Source organism: Pseudohongiella nitratireducens (assembly GCF_001642735.1).
Taxonomy (GTDB): Bacteria; Pseudomonadota; Gammaproteobacteria; order Pseudomonadales; family Pseudohongiellaceae; genus Pseudohongiella; species Pseudohongiella nitratireducens.
In genome coordinates this window covers 249,570-265,419 of record NZ_LWHM01000034.1, presented here as the reverse complement: position 1 = coordinate 265,419, position 15,850 = coordinate 249,570, and the positions used below count along the sequence as shown (strand labels likewise).

13 protein-coding genes are annotated in these 15,850 nt (G+C 52.3%); 8 read left to right on the top strand and 5 right to left on the bottom strand.

Going from position 1 to position 15,850, the window contains the following annotated elements:
• Positions 1-54 precede the first annotated feature (54 nt).
• Complete coding sequence (locus PSCS_RS15190; protein ID WP_068813171.1) at positions 55-2,217, bottom strand: TonB-dependent receptor plug domain-containing protein; 2,163 nt, start codon at positions 2,215-2,217, stop codon at positions 55-57.
• Between the two features lie 212 nt (positions 2,218-2,429).
• On the opposite strand from PSCS_RS15190, the gene PSCS_RS15185 reads away from it, so the two are divergent.
• The 3 genes from PSCS_RS15185 (at position 2,430) to PSCS_RS15175 (ending at position 6,583) form a co-directional block, all read left to right on the top strand.
• Positions 2,430-3,350, top strand: a complete 921-nt coding sequence (locus PSCS_RS15185) for a TIGR01777 family oxidoreductase (protein ID WP_068813169.1) — start codon at positions 2,430-2,432, stop codon at positions 3,348-3,350.
• Positions 3,351-3,499: 149 nt separating this feature from the next.
• Positions 3,500-5,164, top strand: a complete 1,665-nt coding sequence (locus PSCS_RS15180; RefSeq protein WP_068813167.1) for an electron transfer flavoprotein-ubiquinone oxidoreductase — start codon at positions 3,500-3,502, stop codon at positions 5,162-5,164.
• Between the two features lie 297 nt (positions 5,165-5,461).
• On the top strand, positions 5,462-6,583 hold the full coding sequence (locus PSCS_RS15175) for a tetratricopeptide repeat protein (RefSeq protein ID WP_068813166.1): 1,122 nt from the start codon (positions 5,462-5,464) through the stop codon (positions 6,581-6,583).
• 41 nt (positions 6,584-6,624) lie between these two features.
• Here the strand turns inward: PSCS_RS15175 and PSCS_RS15170 are convergent, their stop codons facing one another.
• A complete protein-coding gene (locus PSCS_RS15170) occupies positions 6,625-8,484 on the bottom strand; it encodes an acyl-CoA synthetase (protein ID WP_068813164.1) in 1,860 nt (619 codons plus the stop codon).
• Positions 8,485-8,618: 134 nt separating this feature from the next.
• The gene (locus tag PSCS_RS15165) at positions 8,619-9,593 is read right to left on the bottom strand and encodes a polyprenyl synthetase family protein (protein WP_068813162.1); all 975 of its coding nucleotides are present in this window, start codon (positions 9,591-9,593) and stop codon (positions 8,619-8,621) included.
• Between the two features lie 341 nt (positions 9,594-9,934).
• Between PSCS_RS15165 and rplU the strand changes: the two genes are divergently transcribed.
• From rplU to proB, 4 genes are all read left to right on the top strand, one after another.
• Entirely contained in the window at positions 9,935-10,246 is a 312-nt protein-coding gene (gene rplU / locus PSCS_RS15160) for a 50S ribosomal protein L21 (protein WP_068813160.1), read from the top strand.
• A gap of 19 nt (positions 10,247-10,265) precedes the next feature.
• Positions 10,266-10,523 carry a 50S ribosomal protein L27 gene (rpmA, locus tag PSCS_RS15155; protein WP_068813158.1) on the top strand — a complete coding sequence of 86 codons (258 nt, stop codon included), beginning with the start codon at positions 10,266-10,268 and terminating at the stop codon, positions 10,521-10,523.
• A 203-nt stretch (positions 10,524-10,726) separates the two neighbouring features.
• The gene (gene cgtA / locus PSCS_RS15150; RefSeq protein WP_068813156.1) at positions 10,727-11,917 is read left to right on the top strand and encodes an Obg family GTPase CgtA; all 1,191 of its coding nucleotides are present in this window, start codon (positions 10,727-10,729) and stop codon (positions 11,915-11,917) included.
• 31 nt (positions 11,918-11,948) lie between these two features.
• On the top strand, positions 11,949-13,076 hold the full coding sequence (proB, locus tag PSCS_RS15145; RefSeq protein WP_106387140.1) for a glutamate 5-kinase: 1,128 nt from the start codon (positions 11,949-11,951) through the stop codon (positions 13,074-13,076).
• 425 nt (positions 13,077-13,501) lie between these two features.
• Here proB and rpsT read toward each other — a convergent pair whose 3' ends face one another.
• The gene (rpsT, locus tag PSCS_RS15140) at positions 13,502-13,768 is read right to left on the bottom strand and encodes a 30S ribosomal protein S20 (protein WP_068813153.1); all 267 of its coding nucleotides are present in this window, start codon (positions 13,766-13,768) and stop codon (positions 13,502-13,504) included.
• A gap of 231 nt (positions 13,769-13,999) precedes the next feature.
• On the opposite strand from rpsT, the gene PSCS_RS15135 reads away from it, so the two are divergent.
• Positions 14,000-14,470 carry a Dps family protein gene (locus tag PSCS_RS15135; protein WP_068813307.1) on the top strand — a complete coding sequence of 157 codons (471 nt, stop codon included), beginning with the start codon at positions 14,000-14,002 and terminating at the stop codon, positions 14,468-14,470.
• A 27-nt stretch (positions 14,471-14,497) separates the two neighbouring features.
• Here PSCS_RS15135 and PSCS_RS15130 read toward each other — a convergent pair whose 3' ends face one another.
• The gene (locus PSCS_RS15130; protein ID WP_229694622.1) at positions 14,498-15,769 is read right to left on the bottom strand and encodes an NRAMP family divalent metal transporter; all 1,272 of its coding nucleotides are present in this window, start codon (positions 15,767-15,769) and stop codon (positions 14,498-14,500) included.
• Positions 15,770-15,850: the final 81 nt, after the last annotated feature.

The window sequence follows — 15,850 nt, the reverse complement described above, 5'->3', positions numbered from 1 at the left end:
AAAGCCCCGAAAGCGTTGGGGCTTTTTTATGTCCGAAGGTAAAATCCTGGTGACTTAGAATGTTGTTCTGACTTTAAGCGCCAGCTTTTGACCACCACCCCAGCAGAAATTTTCGATCTCGGAAATATCACCTGAAGAGACATGGCCGTTATAACGCTGACGATAGCGGCAGCTGTCGTCGTCCAGGGTGTTGTTCGACTCCAGACGGAAGGTCACATCATCAAACAGCACCGTTGACACAAACATGGTCAGGCTGGTCGGGTTGCGATCCCAGTCGATGTAGGAAACTTCGATTTCTTTCTCTCCGCCATTGAATGGTTTCTGATAATCGAAGCCATAGTTGAGGTTCCAGTCAGTAATGTCATGACGGAAACCCAACGAGAAACGACCTCGGCCGTTAATACGCTCGGTGCTGCCGAGGAAGGGGTTGGTCACCGCCGAGTCAAACAGGTACAGGCTTGAGGAAATCAAGGCGTCTGGAGCACCAATGGCGCCCAGGCGTGTGCTGCCATCCAGGTACACACCCCAGCGTTCCGCATCACCGATATTACCGGATGCTGACAAGGGGGACTCGGGTTCAACTGTGGCATCAATCAAACCGATCTGGTCAGTCAGGTCACGGAAGAAGAAGCGCGAGCTGACCACACCGGCATCTTCCGGCAGTCTGTATTCCAGCGTCAACTCGTAACGTGTTTCTTTGGTCGGTACCAGCTCCGGATTACCGGCATCGGTATCACGGTCAGGGTCTGAAGTGTTGGCTGATGCGGAAAAGTTATCGAAGCTCAACTGCTGAATCTGACGCTGAATAGTTGCGCGCAGTTGCAGATCACTGGTGATGTTGAAGCGGTAATCGATAGACGGTTTCCAGAAACTGAATTCCCGGGCCATGGTAACTTCACCGGATTGTGTAATCTCTGATGTCTCGTACTCCAGGCTGCTTTCCAGCGTCATGCGGTCGTTGAGCGTCCAGTTGTGGACGGCAAAACCCTCATAACGCATTTCCTCAACGGTAGTGCCCTGGTTGGAAGCCGAGAATGCTGGTCGCAATCCACCGTATTCGGCAGAGGGCGCTTCATCACCCGTATTTTTACCAAGCAACAGCTTGGTATCGAGAATCGTTTGTGCCCGTTCAAGGCCTAGCTGCATGTCCTGGTAATCGCTGAGTGACCAGTTGTAGTTGCCCTGGACAATGCGCTCGCGCGTGCGTTCATCTGAGTCGATGAACATCACTTTTTCTTCAGACGCCATGTTTGCAGGCGAATCGTTATTGAAGCGATCAAAAATCCGGTCGTCTGTCTGATCGTTCACAACGAACAGCATCAGGGCACGAGAGCCATTTGCAAAACTGTATTCGTAGTCACCGCCAACTTCCCAGTTGTTTTGCTCGTACTCGTTGGTCTCGCGCTCCTGGCGATCCATGGTGGCTGGCATATCAGGCTGATAAAAGTGGCGCTCAAGGTCGACTGGATGATCAGACATGCCGTACAGAGCATTGACCTGCATACGGTGCTGGTCATATCGATAACCGACTGTCGTACTGGCCTGATAATTCATGCGATCACGAGTGTAAAACTGCTCCATGGTCTGGGTCGGATTCAATGCACCGTCCGTGCTGTATTCTGTACCTTCCTGGTAAGAATACTTTGGATCAGCCAGCAGATTGAACATCATGCTCAGGCCGCCACTTTGACGACTGTGTGAGATGGAAGCGCCTGGTTGCAGGGTGCCATCCTGGCGATGCAGGTCACTGCTGACTTCCACCGATGTGCTGGCGCGAGTGCCGGTGTTCTGCAGCACAATATTAACGACCTGTCCTGAACCGCGTACAGCAAGCTCACCAGATGTGCCTCGAATGATCTCAATGCGCTCGACTTCGCGGGCAGCAATTCTGCTAAGCTGATCCCTGGGGGAGTTGTCCTTTCCCGCGAGGCGCTGACCATTAATGAGCAGGTCGCCGCCACTGCCGAGGCCACGACCGCCGGAATTGCCGCTGATGCTGACACCAGGTATGCGGTCAATCATGTCATTGACGGAGACGGGGTTGTAATCAGTAAAGTAAGAGGCTTCGTATACAATAGTGGAGTCTTCACCTTCCGCGTCTTCTGGCTGGGCAGAGACGAGCGTGCTGGCGGATGTGCTTGCAAACAGGGCCAGGCACAGGGCACTGATGCGAAATCCGCCTTGTAGGGAGGGCGAGATAAACTCTTTACTGGACATGGTTTCTCCGGTTAACCCCAGGCAAAAGTCGAGCGGAAGCTCTTTTGTGAAGAACCTTGCTACTGATGGCTGGGTGGGGTTGGTCTAAGATTTTTACTAAGTATATCAAAAATCTGCATCCGACTATTGTTACAATTTGTGAGAATCTAGAGACAGCGTGCCATTTTTAACGTAGAAATCTGACAATAGCATGTCATTAGAGGGCCAAAAAATTGCATATTCTGATTACAGGTGGCACAGGGTTTATCGGTAGTGCTTTGGTTCGTCTGTTTTTGAACCAGGGACACCGGCTAACCTTGTATGTACGTGATTATGCGGCAGCCAGGCTCAAGCTGGGACCAGAGCCGGATCTGGTCAGACACCTGGATGAAATATCCAACACCGCTCGTATTGACGCGATTATCAACCTGGCTGGAGAGGGGATCGCTAATGAGCGCTGGACGCGTCAACGCAAACAGGTTCTGCTGGAGAGCCGGATTCAGCCGACACGTGACCTGGTGCAACTGGTTGCGCGCCTGGAACACCGGCCCGCCGTATGGCTCAACAGCTCTGCTATTGGCTACTATGGCACTCAGTTACCTGGTGCAGAGTCCCCACTGACGGAGGCTGACAGCGGGCAGCCAGAGTATACTCATGACCTCTGTCGCCGCTGGGAAGCTGAAGCCAGAAAAGCGGAGGTTCACGGTATCCGCGTATGCCTGGTCCGCACCGGTATTGTGCTGGGTAATGGCGGGATGCTGGCGCAATTATTACCGATGTACAGGATGTGGCTGGGAGGTCGGATTGGTAGTGGTCGACAAATGATGTCCTGGATCCAGCTTCAGGATCTGCTGGCCGTGTTTCAACATCTGCTGAATTCACCGTCAAGTCAGGGTGTCTATAATGCCGTTGCACCTGAGCCGGTTACTCAGGCAACCTTCTCAGCGACACTGGCATCGCTGCTGCGTCGCCCCGCGCTGATGAATCTCAGAGCCTCCTGGGTGAGAGCCATGTTTGGCGAAATGGGTGACCGCCTGCTGCTGCAGGGTCAGCATGTCAAACCAGCACGACTACAGGCAGAGTCTTTTGTTTATAATTATCCGGACGTTCGTTCGGCATTGCAGGTATCGCTTTGCGATTTCGGGCTGAATTGAGGATAATAGCCAGCTTAGGAAGGCCTGTTTTACAGAGTTTGCACAAGGAATGGATAACAGCACACGATTAGACGACTCGTGCTGAAATTCAGGCAAAGTAAGCCGGGAATGCATTCCTGGCCTGATACCGTTTGGGGGAACACTGCTTTATGCAAAGAGAATCAATGGAAGTCGATGTCGTTATCGTGGGCGCCGGTCCTGCGGGGTTGTCGACAGCATGTCGCCTGCTGCAACTGGCCCGGGAGGCTGAGAAAGAGCTTTCTGTTTGTGTCCTGGAAAAAGGTGCTGAGGTCGGTGCGCACATTTTGTCAGGTGCTGTTTTGGAGACAACGGCTCTGGATGAACTGTTTCCTGACTGGAAAGAGAAAGGTGCGCCGGTAAAAACCGCTGTTGAAAGCGATGATGTTTACTACCTTCCTGGCCCGGAAAAGGCGATTCGTTTCCCTGACTTGCTGGTGCCGAAACCGATGCGCAATCATGGCAACTACATTATCTCCCTTGGTAATCTGTGTGGCTGGCTGGCAGAACAGGCTACTGAACTGGGAGCAGAAATATTCCCTGGTTTTGCAGCGGCAGAGGTGCTTTACCATGAGAATGGCAGCGTTAAGGGCGTCGCCACAGGTGACATGGGGGTTAACGCCAAAGGTGAGAAAAAAGACGCCTTCGAACCCGGTTTTGAATTCCATGCCAAGTACACCATTCTGGCCGAGGGGTGCCGTGGACACCTGGGCAAAGAGATCATTGAACGCTTTGAACTGGACAAAGACAGCGATCCGCAGCATTACGGGATTGGCCTGAAAGAAGTCTGGGAAGTTCCTGATGAGCTGCATAAAGAAGGGCTGGTCGTACACACGGCAGGTTATCCGACCACAGGTGACAGTTATGCTGGCTCCAGTGGTGGTTTTCTTTATCACGCTGAAAACAACCAGATTTCCCTGGGACTGATTGTTGATCTGGGTTATACCAACCCTTACCTCAGCCCTTATGATGAGTTCCAGAAGTTTAAACAGCACCCTGTTATCAAACAGTATATCAAGGGCGGTAAACGCATCAGTTATGGCGCCAGAGCGCTCAACAAGGGCGGGCTGAACTCCTTGCCAAAAATGAGCTTCCCGGGCGGCTTGCTGATTGGATGTGATGCGGGCACGTTGAATGCGGCCAAGATAAAAGGTAACCACACGGCGATGAGGTCGGGCATGCTGGCTGCCGAAGCCATGATGACCAAACTGACTCAGGACGACGTGGAAAGTGGTCAGGATCTGACAGTTTATGGTGAGATGATTCGCAAATCAGGTCTGTATACTGAATTACACAAAACACGTAATTTCAGTGCCGGTTTCCATAAGTTCGGATTCTGGGGAGGCAGTAGCCTGACTTTTATTGAACATAATATTTTCGGCGGTCACTTCCCGTTGACCTTCCATGATAAAACGCCGGATCACGCACAACTGAAGCCGGCCAGTCAGGCGCGCAAAATTGACTATCCGAAACCGGATGGTGAAATTACATTTGATAAGTTGTCTTCCGTGTTTCTGTCTAACACCAATCATGAAGAAGACCAGCCTTGTCACCTGCAATTGAAGGACGCCAGCATACCGATTGAGCATAATCTGCCAATCTATGATGAGCCGGCACAGCGTTATTGCCCGGCTGGTGTATACGAAGTGCTGGATGAAGGGGAAGACGGTAAACGCTTCCAGATCAATGCGCAAAACTGTGTGCATTGTAAAACCTGCGACATTAAAGACCCGGCTCAAAATATCCGCTGGGTTGTTCCTGAAGGTGCTGGTGGTCCGAATTACCCCGGTATGTGATGTTACTACTCCAGGCTGCAGTCCATAACGGGGCTGCAGCCATATCTCTTTCCTGGTCTGTTCCCGGATCAATACCTGCCTGCGTGTCATTAATCGCTTTTCACTTTAACGTTCAAAATTTCTGTTAAACCTGCAATGTTTTTTGGAACGCTACGGTCTGAGTTATAGTACAGTAGTGGGAAAAGAGGGCTTTCTGGGGGCAGTGCCTGCTTCAGGGGGAGAGCGATATTGCTAGTGCGTCACCGGCTACAATTTCTAATAATCATATTGCTGACAGGAGCGCTGAGTGCCTGTCGTTTGATCTCTATTAATACCGGGTTTCGCCCTGATCCGGAGATCGAAAATCAGTTGCTGCCAAGAAGTAGATCCGAAGTGCTGGCAGCTGAATTGCTAGAAATGACACCAGAGATGGTCGCTTACCTGGAAAAGCACGTTCCCTCCGATCTGGATGGATGGGAGCTGGTTGTGCAATTGCAGTCACTGCTTTTTTCCGAGGAATATCTTGGTATCGTTTATGATGATGCTGCGAATTTTTCAGCTGCTGAAGTTTTTGCCGGACGACGGGCCAACTGCCTTTCCCTGGTTAATCTTTATATTGCACTGGCCCGACACCTGGGGTTGGAAGTTAATTACCAGACAGCCAAAGTTCGCCCTACCTGGAATCGGCGCGGTGAGTTGTTAGTCGTCAGTGAGCATATCAACGCCCTGGGCAGGTTAAGTCCGAATAGCCAATATGTGGTCGATTTTACACCGGAGGTGCAACTTCAGCAGGCCTCTGCCAAAACGATTAGTGACCAGGAAGCAGAGGCACTTTATTTCAATAACCTGGCTGTCGAGCACCTGATTGAAGGTGATGTGGTTAAGGCGCGGGACACTGTTCAGCATGCACTGTATCTGGATCCTGAGCTGGATATTGCCTGGAACAATCTTGGTAGCATCCTGGGGCGGTTAGACCAGGTTGACCTGGCTGAATACAGCTACCAGAAAGCTTTTTGGCTAAACCGTAACAATGCCAGTGCAATCAGCAATCTTGCCCGGCTGTATGATGGTAAAGGTGAGGAACAGTTGGCATTAAGGTATGCCGGGGCTGTCGAGGCCTATAAGCGTCGCAATCCGTATTACCATTATATGCTGGGTAACTCAGCGTTTGAGGATGGTGAGTTTGCTGATGCGCAACGACATTTTGAACGAGCCATTCGTCGTAATGACCTGGAGCCTGACTTTTATCTGGCGCTAGGATTGACGCACCAGGAAATGGGGGATGAAGAACGCGGTGAGGAGCTGCTATTGATGGGACAGGCTTTGCGTACGCTCGGAGATCAGCGTTACCGTTCCAGCCAGAGTCGCCTTAGGCGGATCGATAACCGTTCCATCCTGCGTTCGACGAGTGCTGGTATCCGGGTCGAATTTAATGACTGAGCGAGAGTCTGATAACCGGTCGTGGGAAAAGCCGGCCTGTACTATCTAAAATCAATCTGGCCAGGGTAACCTTCCAGGGCTGATTCTGCCAGACCCTGTTGCTCAGGATCATTGAGCGTAACGCTGATTGTCATGCCTTTCTTGCTGTCCAGCTTGGCTATAACGCCTGCCACTATATCTTTTGTCAGTAACGCTTCCTGAACCACTTGCTGTGTGATCTGCTGGCGCAGGGCAGGTCGGAAAATTTTGCCGACCGCTGTAGTGGGGATTTCGTCTACAAAGATGATGCGTTTGGGGACGGCGGCGCGTTCCTGGATTTCCTGCTGCGCATACTGCAGGAGTTCGTCGGCAGTGGCTTCGGTGCCGGGAGTTAACTTGACAAAAGCCATGGGTAATTCGCCAGCGTATGGGTCTGGCATTCCGATGGCGACACAGCTCATCACCGACGGGTGCCGATTCAGGGGCTCTTCGATGGTTTCCGGGTCAATATTGTGGCCGCCACGTATAATCAGGTCCTTGGCTCTGCCCGTCAGGTAAAGGTAACCATCTTCCTCAAGGTAGCCCAGATCACCCGTGTTAAACCAGTCGCCTTCAATCCAAGCGCCATTGTTATCTGATGCTTCACGATACCCGGCAAAAACCTGTGGTCCTTTGACCAGTACGACGCCAGTTTGCTCGGGTGCGCACTCATGTGTCACCCGGTCACCATCAAGATGAGCAATCCTTATTTGAGAATACGGAAGTCTCAGGCCGGAGCTGCCAGGGGGCTGGTTATCCGGTGCACGGCTGATCAGTGATGTTGTCTCTGTCATCCCGTAGCCATTAGTTACGGCGACACCCAGTTCGTCAGAGACGCGTTTGGCCAGGCTTTGCGAAAGTGGTGCAGCGCCAGAACTCAGTCGCTGCAATGGGCTGATATCTTCATCACCCACAGGGATCTGTGTTAATGCGCTCAATACCGTCGGCACCAGCGAAACAGTGTTTACCTTAAAGCGAGCGACATGGTGCCAGAAGTTTTTAATGGCCTCGGGGTTGCGAAATCCGCTGGGTGTCAACAGCACTACGCGATTGCCGGCAGAAAACGCACCGATGCCAAGAATGATAACGCCAAATATGTGGAATAGTGGTAATCCACAAAGCACAGTTTGACGACCAAGGTGCTGATTGATTGATGCAGCCAGTTGGCCGAGAAATGCCATGTTGCCATGGGTCAGCTGCGCAATCTTAGGACGACCGGTTGTACCGCCGGTATGGAAAAACGCAGCCAGGGTGTCAGGCTTGATCTGTCTGTTTCTTATCAGTTGCTTTGAAGGTTGGCGGGAGACAGCGAGATTATAATCCAGTACCTTGACGGTATCAGGCAATTGAGTGATTGCGTCAGGATCAGTTAAACCTGGCACATGCACCATAAGTACCGTGTGAATTCTGGGCAGCATTGGCAGTACCGCCAGCATTTTTTGCCATAGGTTACTGTGTTTGGACGGTGCCAGGCAGGCAATGATACGTGCGTTGGCGGCAGTCATGATTTCGGCCAGGTGTTCACTTTCCAGTAAGGGGTTGACCGGATTGGCAATCGCGGCACACTGTGCTCCTAAGATGAGCGGGTGCGACTGAGGCAGTGTCGGCAGAATGATAGAGACGGCTTCGTTTTCTGCAAGCTCCAGAGACGCCAGCAGATTGGCTGTTTGTCGGGTTTTGTTGGCGAGTTCATTGAAGCTGATTGTTACCGGGGTTTCATTGCGCTGACCGGTTAACAGAAATTCAAGTGCAGGATCGTCGCCAAAGCGTGTGGCGTTGTTCTCGACGACTTCCAGTGTGTTTTGCAGCGGAAATCGTTCAGCCTGCGGAAGTTGTTCAAAGTTCTTGATATCGTCCAGTGTATCAAGCAGTGCTTGTTTCATCCCTTGCCTCATTGGTCTGTTATTGTTATCGCAGGGCTTGGATTTGCCTGTGATTGAGGTTGCTAGACTGTGTTTAACACAGCCAGGGTATAAAAACTATAGCTTGTCGACGAGTGCTGGGTTGATAACGTTGCTTAGCTGATTCTCGCCACAGCCAGTTCACACATATCATACAGGGCCTGGCGATAGGTTGAGTCAGCCAGGGTGCTGAGTTGCCGTCGGGCAGCTTCCGCTTCAGCATGTGCGCGCTGCCGTGTGTAAGCGAGTGCACCGCTGTCTTTGATGATCCTGATCACTTCTTGCAGATGTTCAGAACCGCCTTTGCTGACACATTGCCGAATCAGTTCTGCTTCTTCCTCGTTGCAGTTTGCCATGGCATGAATGAGGGGGAGGGTGGGCTTGCCTTCAGCCAGGTCATCACCCACATTCTTGCCGAGTGCTTCGGCATCGCCGTCATAATCCAGTGCGTCGTCCACCAGTTGAAATGCCATGCCCAGATGAAGACCGGCCAGGCGCAACGCCTCTCGCTGTTCCTGGGGGCAACCGGCAACAATGGCGCCGCATTCAGAGGCCGCGGCAAACAGTACGGCCGTTTTATCTTCAATGACGCGCTGGTATTCGGCTTCAGTGATATCAGTGCGGTGTTTGTTCAGCAACTGCAGGACTTCACCTTCTGCGATGGTGTTGGTGGTATCGGCAATTACTTTCATGATTTCCATGCTATTCAGCCCTACCAGCACCTGAAAGGCTCGTGAATACATGAAATCGCCCACCAGGACGCTTGAGGGGTTGTTCCACTGTTCGTTTGCTGTAGGGCGGCCACGGCGCATGGCTGACATGTCCACGACATCATCGTGAAGCAGGGTTGCTGTATGAATAAATTCGATCACAGCCGCCAGTTTGATGGCGTTTGTCGGCGTGGATGAATCAGGGAAACAGGCGCGGGCGCTCAGTAGCACCAGCAACGGGCGCATGCGTTTGCCGCCGGCATTGATGATGTAGTGCCCAATGTTCTCAACCAACTCGACATTGGAATGTAACTGTTCGACGATGAAGTCATTGACAGATGAAAACTCTTCGGCGACAACGTCTCTTATATTACTGGGCATTCCCTGATTATTCCGGTGCTGAAGTGACAGTGACTTAAGTAGATGGTAACTTGCTTTGCTTAAGCGCTGGCAATGCTATGAAGCCAGCCCATGGCTGTCAAGATGTTTTCCCCGAAGACAGCCCCAAAAAAGCCCCCGGCGACCTTTCTCGTCATGATTGGGCAAAATGCAGTGGAGAGTTCATATTTCAGTGTATAATGAAGGGCTTTGCAGCAATAAAAAATAAATGTAGTTAAATACTTGCTTGCGCGGGCTGGTTTTCGTAGAATACGCCCCCTCGAAAGCATCCGGCAGCGGGCATCGCCCGGCCATGCATTCCCAAGATTCTGGAGTTTCACATTATGTACGCGGTTATTGAAAGTGGTGGCAAACAGCACCGAGTCGTTGAAGGTGAAGTGCTCAAGTTGGAAAAAATCGAAGTTCCGACTGGCGAGCAGATCAACTTTGATAAAGTGCTGATGGTCGGAGAAGGCGAATCAGTTAAGATCGGCGCACCTTATGTTGAAGGCGGTTCAGTTACAGCTGAAGTTGTCTCACAAGGTCGTGCTCCGAAGGTCACTATCATCAAGTTCAACCGTCGTAAGCACTTTCGCAAGCGTCAAGGCCACCGTCAGTGGTTCACTGAAGTACGCATCACAGGTATCAAGGGCTAAGTCGCCTCAGGAGTAAATCATGGCACATAAAAAGGCAGGTGGTAGCACCAGTAACGGCCGCGATTCGATATCCAAACGTCTGGGTGTCAAGAAATATGGCGGCGAACAGGTTCTGGCTGGCAACATTATCGTTCGTCAGCGCGGCACGCGATTCCATGCTGGCAAAAATGTCGGTATTGGCAAGGATCACACTTTGTTTGCAACAGCGGAAGGCAAAGTGCAGTTCGAGATCAAAGGCCCGAAAAATCGCAAGTTTGTCAGCATTGTAACAGCCTGACATACGGGGCGGTGCTGTTACCGCCTACAGATTGAAGTGACAATGCGTCACCCCAAAAAGCCCTGTCACTAGACGGGGCTTTTTACATTGTGAACACCAAAATTTAGCGGGCAAGATGCAATAGGTGCACGAGCAGGGCGAAGGTGACCTTTTACACCATCTAAACGCATTCACATACCAACAGCAAAAGCGCGGAGAACCCAGTGAAATTTGTCGACGAAGCCGAAATTACCGTTGAAGCCGGAAAAGGTGGTAATGGCTGCATGAGTTTCCGGCGCGAGAAATATATCCCCAAAGGCGGGCCCGACGGGGGCGATGGTGGAGATGGCGGTAGCATCTACCTCCTGGGTGATGATGCGCTCAACACATTGATCGATTTTCGCTACCAGAGACATTACAAGGCGCAGTCTGGTCAGGGAGGCATGGGCAAGAACCGAACCGGTCGTGCCGGAGAGGACCTCGTAATCCGGGTTCCTGTCGGCACTAGTGTGATTGACCGGGATACCGAGGAAGTGCTCGCCGATATCTCGGCCATCGGGCAACAGGTGCTGATTGCCAAGGGCGGTTTTCACGGGCTGGGCAATACCCGTTTCAAGTCCAGCACTAACCGGGCGCCCACCAAGACGACCAAAGGCACTGAGGGTGATCTCAGGCGTTTGCAGTTACAGTTGAAACTGTTGGCGGATGTGGGGCTGCTGGGCATGCCTAATGCTGGCAAATCGACTCTGCTGCGTGCCGTTTCCGCAGCCCGTCCGAAAGTGGCTAACTATCCGTTTACGACACTGGTGCCCAGTCTTGGCGTGGTAAGCCTCGGCTTGGAGCGCAGTTTTGTCATGGCTGATATACCCGGGGTGATCGAGGGAGCGTCAGTTGGCGCCGGACTGGGTTTCCAGTTCCTCAAGCATTTGTCCAGAACGCGATTGTTGCTGCACCTGGTGGATGCGGCTCCTTTGGACGATAGTGATCCGGCTGAGCAAATCCAGGCGATTGCCGATGAGCTGGCCGGATTCAGTCAGACGTTATACAGCAAGCCGCGGTGGCTGGTTCTCAATAAAGCTGATATGACTACGGAAACCGACCTGGCTGATTTGATGGCGAAATTGCGCCAGACCTTTGGTGAGGATGTGCCGATATACTGTATATCAGCTATCAGTGGTGAGGGTTGTGATCAGCTTTGTCAGGATATTATGGTCTCTGTTGAGCAGCATTGGCAGCGTCTCAAAGATGATGAAGCATATCGTGAAGCGGAAGCGGAGCGAGACCGATTAATGACCCAGGAGATTCGTGCCAGCATTGCAGCGGCCAAAGCACAGCGTAAGGCGGCTCGCCAGGAGGCAGAAGAGAGTGACTGGGATGACGATGAAGATGAGGCAGAGTGGGAATACGCGGAATAAGTCGTAAACCGCTGGCTTATTGAGACAGGAACTGAGTGAGGCAACTGTGGCAGGTATAAAAGGGCGCTGGCTGATCAAAATAGGCAGTTCATTGATTACCAATGACGGTAGCGGGCTGGATCGGCCGGCAATCGAACAGTGGGTTGCCCAACTGGTCGCGCTTCGCAAGATGGGGATTGAGGTAATCCTGGTGTCCTCCGGCGCTGTCGCTGAAGGTGTTGCCAGGCTTGGCATGAAATCACGACCCCGGGAAGTCCACCTCCAGCAGGCAGCCGCTGCTGTCGGGCAGATGGGGCTGGTGCAAACCTATGAAACCGCATTTCAGGTTTATGGCGTTCATACGGCTCAAGTTCTGTTGACGCATGATGATCTGGCTAATCGCCGTCGTTACCTCAATGCACGCAGTACCTTGTCCGGCCTGGTTGAGATGGGTGTGGTACCCGTTATCAATGAAAATGACACTGTGGCTACAGCAGAACTCTGCTTTGGCGACAACGACACCCTGGGTGCTATGGTGGCCAACCTGCTGGGGGCAGATACCCTGGTGATTCTTACTGACCAGAAAGGCCTGCACGAAAGTGATCCCCGACAGAACCCGGATGCGCCGCTGATTAAGGAAGCCAGGGCCAATGACCGGGCTTTGCTGAAAATGGCGGGTGGCAGTGGCAAGCTGGGTCGCGGTGGTATGGCGACCAAGATTACTGCCGCCCGGCTGGCTGCCCGCTCGGGTGCCAGAACCATCATCGCCAGCGGACGCGAAGCAGATGTGCTGGTGCGATTAGCGAAAGGCGAAATGGTTGGTACCCGCCTGGTACCGGAGCGACAGCCTGTGGCTGCGCGCAAGCAGTGGTTGGCGGGCCAGTTGAAAGTCAAAGGGACGCTAACCCTTGATGCAGGCGCTGAAAAGGTGCTCAGAGAGTCGGGGCGGAGCCTGCTGCCCGTTGGTGTGACAGCTGTTTCGGGTAACTTTGATCGTGGTGAAGTGGTTTCCTGTATCAACGCTGAGGGCACTGAAATTGCTCGTGGACTGGTGAACTACAACGCCAAGGAAGCACAAAAACTGTTGCGGCAGCCCAGTCGCCAGATTGAGTCCTTGCTAGGATATGCCGGTGACGTGGAAATGATCCACCGGGATAACCTGGTTATACTTGAGCATTAACCTTAACCTGGGGGCTTCGGACACTCCGCCCGCTTTCTCGGGTTGCGGGCAGGTCATCATTCCACATTCCACAACCGACCACAGCCTTGCGTCCCTCACCCGGCAGCCGAAAACTCGGATGAAGATCGGGCAGGGTCTCATAGCTCAGATAGCAGGCGACCACAGCACATCGGGCGGCGCTCGGCGGGCGGAAACTCAGCCTGGCTGGCTTCAGACAGTCCGCCCGCTTTATCGAGCGACGCCCGATGCGCTAAGCGTGGTCTTATTGCCTGCTATCTGAGCTATGAGACCCTGCCCTTGTGCGGTGTTTTGGTAGGTTTGGGTACAATGCGCCATGCAAACAAAAAAGGCCGTCAGTGACGGCCTTTTTTATTGTGATTTGCGCTTAGAGCAAACAAAATCCGGCAACTTCGCCGGTGTTCTATTTATGCTTTCAGAGCAAGAACAGCGGCGTTCAGACGGCTCTTGTGACGAGCAGCCTTGTTCTTGTGAATAATACCTTTGTCCGCCATGCGGTCGATAACAGGTACTGCGCGCTGGTAAGCTGCGCTTGCGTTATCATAGTTACCTTCTTCAATTGCAGATACAACTTTTTTGATGTATGTGCGAACCATAGAACGGAAACTGGCGTTGTGACGGCGGGCGGTTTCATTTTGCCGCGCGCGTTTACGGGCTTGTGCAGTGTTAGCCAACTGATGCTCCTCTTGATACTGTCAACGTGTGGCAAAATTTGAGACGCAGTACTATGCCGCTTAGTAGAAGGGATGTCAAGTAAATTACCTCTATCATGACGATTGATAGATCAAGGTTGGTCATTTCTCTGCCTGTGTTAAGCTTTGGGTGTGGGTATCAACACAAGTCGGGGTTCAATGGCTTTGTGGATACTCCGATTTCTGTTAATACACTGAAGGAGCAGAATGATTATGAGCAAGATTGATATCGGTATCGAGCAAGCGGATCGCAATAGTATCGCTGATGGGCTGAAACGATTGTTGGCCGATTCATACACATTGTACTTGCAGACTCATAATTTCCACTGGAACGTGGAAGGGCCACAGTTTCGGGAATTGCATTTAATGTTTGAAGAGCATTACACCGAGCTGGCGACGGCCGTGGACGAAATTGCAGAGCGGATTCGAACACTTGATGTGCCTGCACCTGGTACGTACAAGGAATTTGCCAAACTGAGCTCCATTGAAGAAGTTGATGGTGTCCCTGATGCAAAAACGATGGTTGATTTACTGACCAAAGGCCATGAGCAGGTTGTGAAAACCTGTCGTGACGTGCTTAAAGTGGCAGAAGCTGGCGATGATGAGTCATCGGCTGCATTGGCTTCAGATCGTATGCGCATCCATGAGAAGACTGCCTGGATGCTACGCGCTATCAACAAATAAATCGCTTTATGCCAATCGATCTGGGGGCTAGGCTTGCCCCCAGACGATCCAAAGCAGATATAGCAGACTAAAGCCGCTCAGGTAAACAATACCTGTCCATGCCAGCGCATTCATTCCCTTCGAAATACCTCTTCCTCTGACCAGGCTGAAATTCAGCCAGGCGAAAAAAGGTGTGGTCAGAAAAGCCATGGTCATCGCAAAGCTCAGCATTGGGCTTAACGCCGACTGGAAAAACAGCACAACTGCCATCCCCATCGCCGCTTGAGCAACAATCCAGGCAGGCAGGGTCTTGCTGCGGGGTGCATCGTCAGCCGGGTTTTCAGCGGTTCCTCTCTTTAATAACTGAATTGACTGGTCGATTGTGCGAGCGTAACCGTCCAGCACAGCCAGTGTGGTGCCAAACATACACATGAAGGCGATGAATGCGATAAACAGTTGCGACCAGCTGCCAATAGTGTCCGCGTACATAGACACCAGTTGCTGAGCGAAAGCCGCACCAGCCAGTTCTATTTCCTGGTTAACGCCATGTTGCAGTAAAGCGCCCAATGAGAGGAAGACAACGGCCAGCACCACCGCTACGATATAGCCAAGGTTGAAATCGAACAGGCCGTCAGCTTCACTGACCTGAGCCAGTTTCTGTTTAGAGCGTAACCACACAGAATTGATTGCTGACAATTCAATGGGTACTGGCATCCAGCCCAGTGTCGCCACGATAAAGGCCAGCGCAGACAGCTGCCAGGGAGAAGGGCTGACGAAATCCGCCGGAGCGGAGCTGCCATTGCGCCAGGCGATAAATAACGCAATAAATGAGCAGACAGTCAGGGTAAGCATCAGCGCCCGTGACAAGCCGTCCAGGACCCGATAATGACCGGCCAGCAGTATCAGCAGGCAGCCTGCCAGTAACAGCCAGCAAAGTAACGTCAACGAAACCTGTCCGGGAATGAAATATTGCAACAGACTGGCCGTCAACAAAAGCACCCCGGCTGTGTTCACGACCGCTGCAAACAGGTTCAGCGCAGTGAAGGCTTGCAGCCAGCCACGCCCCTGCCGCAGGTATCCTTCAAGCAGGCTTTCATTGTTTTTCAGTGTGTATTGCACACCGAAACGGAAGAAGGGATATTTGAGCAGGTTGACCAGCAGGATCAGCCACAGCAGTTGCCAGCCAAACAAGGCGCCGGACTGGGTTGATGCCACCAGGTGGGAGGCACCGACCGCAGCAGAGGCCATAATCAGACCGGGGCCGATGGCACGCAGGCGCCGGGTTACGTTCACACGTTGATTTGCTGAATGATTCATCATTGTTGTTGTTTTACCGTTCGTTTTGTCAGGGCATGATGCGATAATGTGGGTGACCCGTTTGGCCATGCCGCCAGCGCTAAA

What these genes read in the sequence shown, in the direction of transcription:
- PSCS_RS15190 (WP_068813171.1), bottom strand. Translation starts at nt 2,217, where the DNA reads ATGTCCAGTAAAGAGTTTATCTCGCCCTCCCTACAAGGCGGATTTCGC.
- PSCS_RS15180 (WP_068813167.1), top strand. Translation starts at nt 3,500, where the DNA reads ATGCAAAGAGAATCAATGGAAGTCGATGTCGTTATCGTGGGCGCCGGT.
- PSCS_RS15170 (WP_068813164.1), bottom strand. Translation starts at nt 8,484, where the DNA reads ATGAAACAAGCACTGCTTGATACACTGGACGATATCAAGAACTTTGAA.
- PSCS_RS15165 (WP_068813162.1), bottom strand. Translation starts at nt 9,593, where the DNA reads ATGCCCAGTAATATAAGAGACGTTGTCGCCGAAGAGTTTTCATCTGTC.
- rplU (WP_068813160.1), top strand. Translation starts at nt 9,935, where the DNA reads ATGTACGCGGTTATTGAAAGTGGTGGCAAACAGCACCGAGTCGTTGAA.
- rpmA (WP_068813158.1), top strand. Translation starts at nt 10,266, where the DNA reads ATGGCACATAAAAAGGCAGGTGGTAGCACCAGTAACGGCCGCGATTCG.
- PSCS_RS15135 (WP_068813307.1), top strand. Translation starts at nt 14,000, where the DNA reads ATGAGCAAGATTGATATCGGTATCGAGCAAGCGGATCGCAATAGTATC.
- PSCS_RS15130 (WP_229694622.1), bottom strand. Translation starts at nt 15,769, where the DNA reads ATGATGAATCATTCAGCAAATCAACGTGTGAACGTAACCCGGCGCCTG.